This window comes from Microcystis wesenbergii FACHB-1317, assembly GCF_014696875.1.
GTDB classification, from domain to species: Bacteria; Cyanobacteriota; Cyanobacteriia; order Cyanobacteriales; family Microcystaceae; genus Microcystis; species Microcystis wesenbergii_A.
In genome coordinates, this window is the sequence record NZ_JACJQV010000078.1 from 1 (window position 1) to 4,742 (window position 4,742).

Consider the following 4,742-nt stretch of genomic DNA (forward strand, 5'->3'; position numbering starts at 1 on the left):
TCCGATTCCATCCCGAACTCGGTTGTGAAACTTCACCGTGGCCAAGATACTTGTCGGGTTGCCGACCGGGACAATAGCTCGATGCCAGGATTATTCTTTCCTACCCCTCAATCCGACAAGATTGGGGGGTTTGGTTTTATCTAAGCTATGGTCTGAATTAACACAAAAGGTTGCACGATTAGTGTATTAAAAAGGTTATCGGGATGGGAATTCCAATCGCTTAACTGCTCTTGTGTCGGTTTTTCTAGTAGTTTTTCCCCGATCCAATTCTGCACTTGAGCAACTTGATCACCGGCGATCGCTTCTGCCACTTCGATTAAATTGAGGGAATCGGAAACCAGGATCAGCGCATCCCTTTGAGCATGGGGGATCAAGTCACTCCACTCCACTTCGGCTAATTCCTCTAATAACTGCTCGTGAATATTACCCATACTGTCAATCCTTGCGAAAAAGCTCGCTCAATAACGAATTAGCTCCTCTTTCTAGCATACAGGCAAAGGGACAGCCGATTTCCTTCCATCTATAGTAATTGTAGCGGTTCTCACACCCGTGTGTGACAGTTAAACCTTTGCTGATTAAGCTTTTCAACATCGATAATGTACCTCTTACGAACAGGAAACGCTATATCACTGTTTACTGATCACTGAAAAAGCTGACGGCTGACGGCTCAGATGTGTAATTAATTGTGCTTAGATCCTTATGACCGAAACGATTTGCGCCCCTGGGAAAGGCAGTGCTTCTCCTTCTCTGCTGCCCCAAGAGAGTCCTTCCACAGAGTCAATGCCACTGGCGGCTTGACACCTCTCCTGAACGGTTACAAAATTACTACCGGACTTGACAATTAAATAATTAAATTTTGTTTAACTAAGTATTTTTACTTAGGGTAAGCCGCTAGAATAAAAATGGGAGCGGTAAAAATAAAAAACAGTAAGCAGTCTTTATTGAGTTTAGGTAAAGTAGACCCAGAGGAGGGATAGGGTAATCGCATAAAAAGACCTCTTGACAGATACAGCTTGGCCTCGACCATTGACCATGCAAACGTTTCAGACTTTTGCTTTGTAACGAAACAGTCATAAACCTGACGTAAGCAATACTAAAGCAAATAGGTTCTTCGGTTTGTGTTATGCAATGGAGGGGGGTTATAAAGGATAAAACCCTTACATAGAAAGACATTGCTTCGATTTTTGCCAATTGTTTTCTATCTAGAACGAGCTAATCAATAGAGTCTTTTGCCAGATAAGGATTTAGTCGATTTATGCCCCCCTATCGAACCATACCAAGTAACGAAGAACCAGCAAATATTCGGTCAAAACCAAAAACCCTGTATCAGCAAGACTTTTTGCCATTCTCAATTGTCAGGTTATGTTGAAGTGCGTGCGATTGCCCTGTAATTAGTTTTATGTTAAAAGAACTTCAGAAATCAGTTGTAGAGGAAAAAATGCTTTGTTTATCTGTAGAATCAAAATCTAAAGGCGAAATTTTTCAGGACATTTCTACTTTTGTAGATATCTTGAACCATAGAGCATTGCAGCAAGCCGAGCAAACAGCTTATATCTTTTTGGCTAATGGAGAAACAGAAACCGCCAGACTGACTTATCAGCAATTAGAGCAAAAAGCAAAAGCTTTGGCGGCTCAACTTCAGTTACAAATGTCTCCGGGAGAAAGAGCTTTATTGCTCTATCCATCGGAGGAAGAATTTATCATTGCTTTCTTTGCCTGTTTATACGCGGGTGTTATTGCCGTTCCCGTTTATCCTCCCCGACGTAATCAAAAGCTCTCTCGACTACAAGCAATAACTAAAGATGCCCAAGCCAAACTGGCCTTAACTACTACATCCTTATTAAATACTATTGAGGAAAAATTTTCGAGTGACCCTGAGTTAATAACAGTACCTTGCCTAGCTACTAATAACATCCCGGATAAGCAAGCAGAAAACTGGCAAAAACCGAATCTTTCTTTAGAGGACATAGCTTTCCTACAATATACTTCTGGTTCCACAGGTATGCCTAAGGGAGTTATGGTTAGTCATAAAAATTTACTTTATAATGAAAAACTGATTGCTTCTGCCTTTGGACATACAAGCGAAACTATTGGTGTAGGATGGTTGCCACTATTCCATGATATGGGACTAATTGGTAACGTATTACAACCAGTGTACGTCGGATTTCCTTGTGTGATTATGCCCCCAGAAGCATTTATCCAAAAACCGCTCCGATGGTTACAGGCTATTTCTCGCTACAACGCTACCAGTAGTGGCGGTCCTAATTTTGCTTACGAATTATGTGCTGATAAAATTAAACCTCAAGAGCGAGAAAATCTGGATTTAAGTTGTTGGGATGTAGCTTTTACTGGGGCCGAACCTGTTCGAGCGGCTACCTTAGAAAAATTTGCTAATACTTTCGCTGATTATGGTTTTAAGAGAGAGGCATTTTATCCTTGTTATGGGATGGCTGAAACTACTCTATTTGTATCGGGGGGAATTAAAAGCCAATCTCCTGTGATTGAAGCAGTTGATAAATTAGCTCTTTTAGAAAATAGTGCCGTTACTATTAACTCTCAACACCCGAATGCTCAATTATTAGTTGGTTGTGGTCACGCTTGGTTATCAGAAAAAATTGTAATTGTAAATCCTGAATCTTTAACTGAATGTCGAGATGGGGAAATAGGGGAAATTTGGGTATCTAGTGACAGTGTAGCTCAGGGTTATTGGAATCGACCCGAACAGACAGCAGAAACTTTCAAAGCTTATTTAGCTGATACCCAGGTTGGACCATTTCTGCGGACAGGAGATTTAGGATTTTTACTGGCTGGTGAGTTATTTATCACAGGAAGACTCAAGGATTTAATTATTGTTCAGGGACGTAATCATTATCCTCAAGATATTGAATCCACCGTCGAAAAAAGTCACCCAGGATTGCGGCAAGGGTGTGGAGCAGTATTTTCAGTGGAAATTGCTGGTCAAGAAAGGCTAGTAGTTGTTCAAGAAGTCGAACGAAGCTATCTGCGTAAATTAGACTCACCAGCGGTAATTGAGCAAATTATTCGCTCTGTTGCCGAAGAACATCAGCTAGATGTTTATGCCGTCGCACTTCTTAAGACAGCAAGTATTCCTAAAACCTCTAGTGGTAAAATTCAACGAATAGCTTGTCGGACTGCTTTCCTAGCGGGAACTCTTGATGTGATTGGCGATTGGAGTAAAATTCCATCTCAAAAAAAGGACTTCATAAAACTAGAATCAGATGTTAATCATTTGTTAGAAAAATTAAAAACTTTTTCGCACTTATCAGAATCATCTGAGTACAAGGCTATTTATGAAGAGATTGAACAGTGGTTAATTGCTAAATTTGCAGAACTAAAGGAAACGGCTGATGAAAACATAGACGTTCGACAAAATATCGGATTTGATTCCTTGGTAGCTGCTGAATTAAATAATCTGTTTAACACTAACTGGGGAGTTGAAATCCCTATAGATAATTTTATTGAAGGTGTTAGTGTTAATAGTTTAACAGCAATTTTGACTAACAAAATATCAGAGAATCGCTGGAAGTTTACGGAACAAATAGACCAAATGAATGATGAAGAAGTGGATGCTTTACTCAGTTCCATATTATCTAAATAGATAGGAGACAATTGAATCATGACTACCAATATTGAGACTCTAAATTCGCTTTCATCTGCTCAAAAGCGCCATCTTTTGAAACAACTACTTTCAGAAAAATCTGACTATATGTCTCCGTCGAAAAATCCTAGCCAATGGGGTAATGAAAAATTTCTCGATGACGCTGAGGCAGCTGGATTTCTTCTTGGTGATGGTATTCCGGTTATGGACGGGATGAGTGGCTCTCGCATTAAACGTGATGGTCGGGAAATGATTAATTTATCAGGGATTAATTTTCTCGGACTACAACAAGAAGAGCAATTCGTTGAGATTTTCTGTAAAAATACCCGCCAATATGGTTTAGCTACGGGAGGATCTCGTCTTACTCAAGGAGTTTCCCGTCCCCATCTTTTACTGGAACAAAAGATGAACGAAATTTGGCAAAAAGATTATACTTTAACCTTTGGGACAGGAGCTTTAGCTAATATTGGTTTTATTAATGCTATGACCAGTTCTTTTGGCTTTGATGCAACTGTCACAATAGATAATCAGGATGTTGTTTTTGTTTTAGATCGAGATTGTCACTGGAGTTTATGGAATCCGCTGGCTAACCGAAAGTTGGGTTCTCAAGTATTTGCCTTTAAGCATAATGATCCTTCTTCTCTTGAGCAAGTGTTAAAGAAGATTAAATCATCGAGGGTTATTGTCGTCTTTGAAACAGTATATTCTTCTGATGGCAGTGTAGCTCCTGTTGGTGAATTAATCGAAATTTGTGAGCGTTATGGAGCTTTATCTTACGTTGATGATGCTAACGGATTTATGATTTATGGCACTCCTAATCGACCTTTCTATCAGGAGTACAAAGCTTTACGCAGAGCTACTTTTATCATGGTTTCTTTCTCCAAAGCTGTCGGTATTGAAGGGGGAGCAATCAGTGGACCGAAAGAATTTGTCAAATCTTTTGAGGCTCTTCGTTACTCTTTATGCTAAATCAACAGACAAGATGCCAAGACAACATACTTCTAACCCAGAAATTCCGAAAGTTTCTAAAGCCATAGCCTCTCCGTTTTATTAGTTTCAGTTTATTGTTGATTCCCTCGACCACCCCATTCGTTGTCCTTTGCTCGAAATAACTAATTATTTC

General features: G+C 39.7%; 4 protein-coding genes. 2 read left to right on the forward strand and 2 right to left on the reverse strand.

Annotation, left to right across the window (positions count from 1 at the left end; translation table 11 throughout):
• Positions 1-140: 140 nt before the first annotated feature.
• On the reverse strand, positions 141-431 hold the full coding sequence (locus H6F92_RS04000) for a DUF2288 domain-containing protein (RefSeq protein ID WP_002745388.1): 291 nt from the start codon (positions 429-431) through the stop codon (positions 141-143).
• A 968-nt stretch (positions 432-1,399) separates the two neighbouring features.
• Here H6F92_RS04000 and H6F92_RS04005 point away from each other — a divergent pair.
• Positions 1,400-3,619, forward strand: coding sequence for an AMP-binding protein (locus H6F92_RS04005; RefSeq protein WP_242029993.1), 2,220 nt, complete (start codon positions 1,400-1,402; stop codon positions 3,617-3,619).
• 18 nt (positions 3,620-3,637) lie between these two features.
• Positions 3,638-4,588, forward strand: a complete 951-nt coding sequence (locus H6F92_RS04010; protein WP_242029994.1) for an aminotransferase class I/II-fold pyridoxal phosphate-dependent enzyme — start codon at positions 3,638-3,640, stop codon at positions 4,586-4,588.
• A 1-nt stretch (position 4,589) separates the two neighbouring features.
• Here the strand turns inward: H6F92_RS04010 and H6F92_RS04015 are convergent.
• Positions 4,590-4,742, reverse strand: a 153-nt coding sequence (locus H6F92_RS04015) for a transposase (protein WP_190356403.1), incomplete at its 5' end; no start/stop codon positions are given.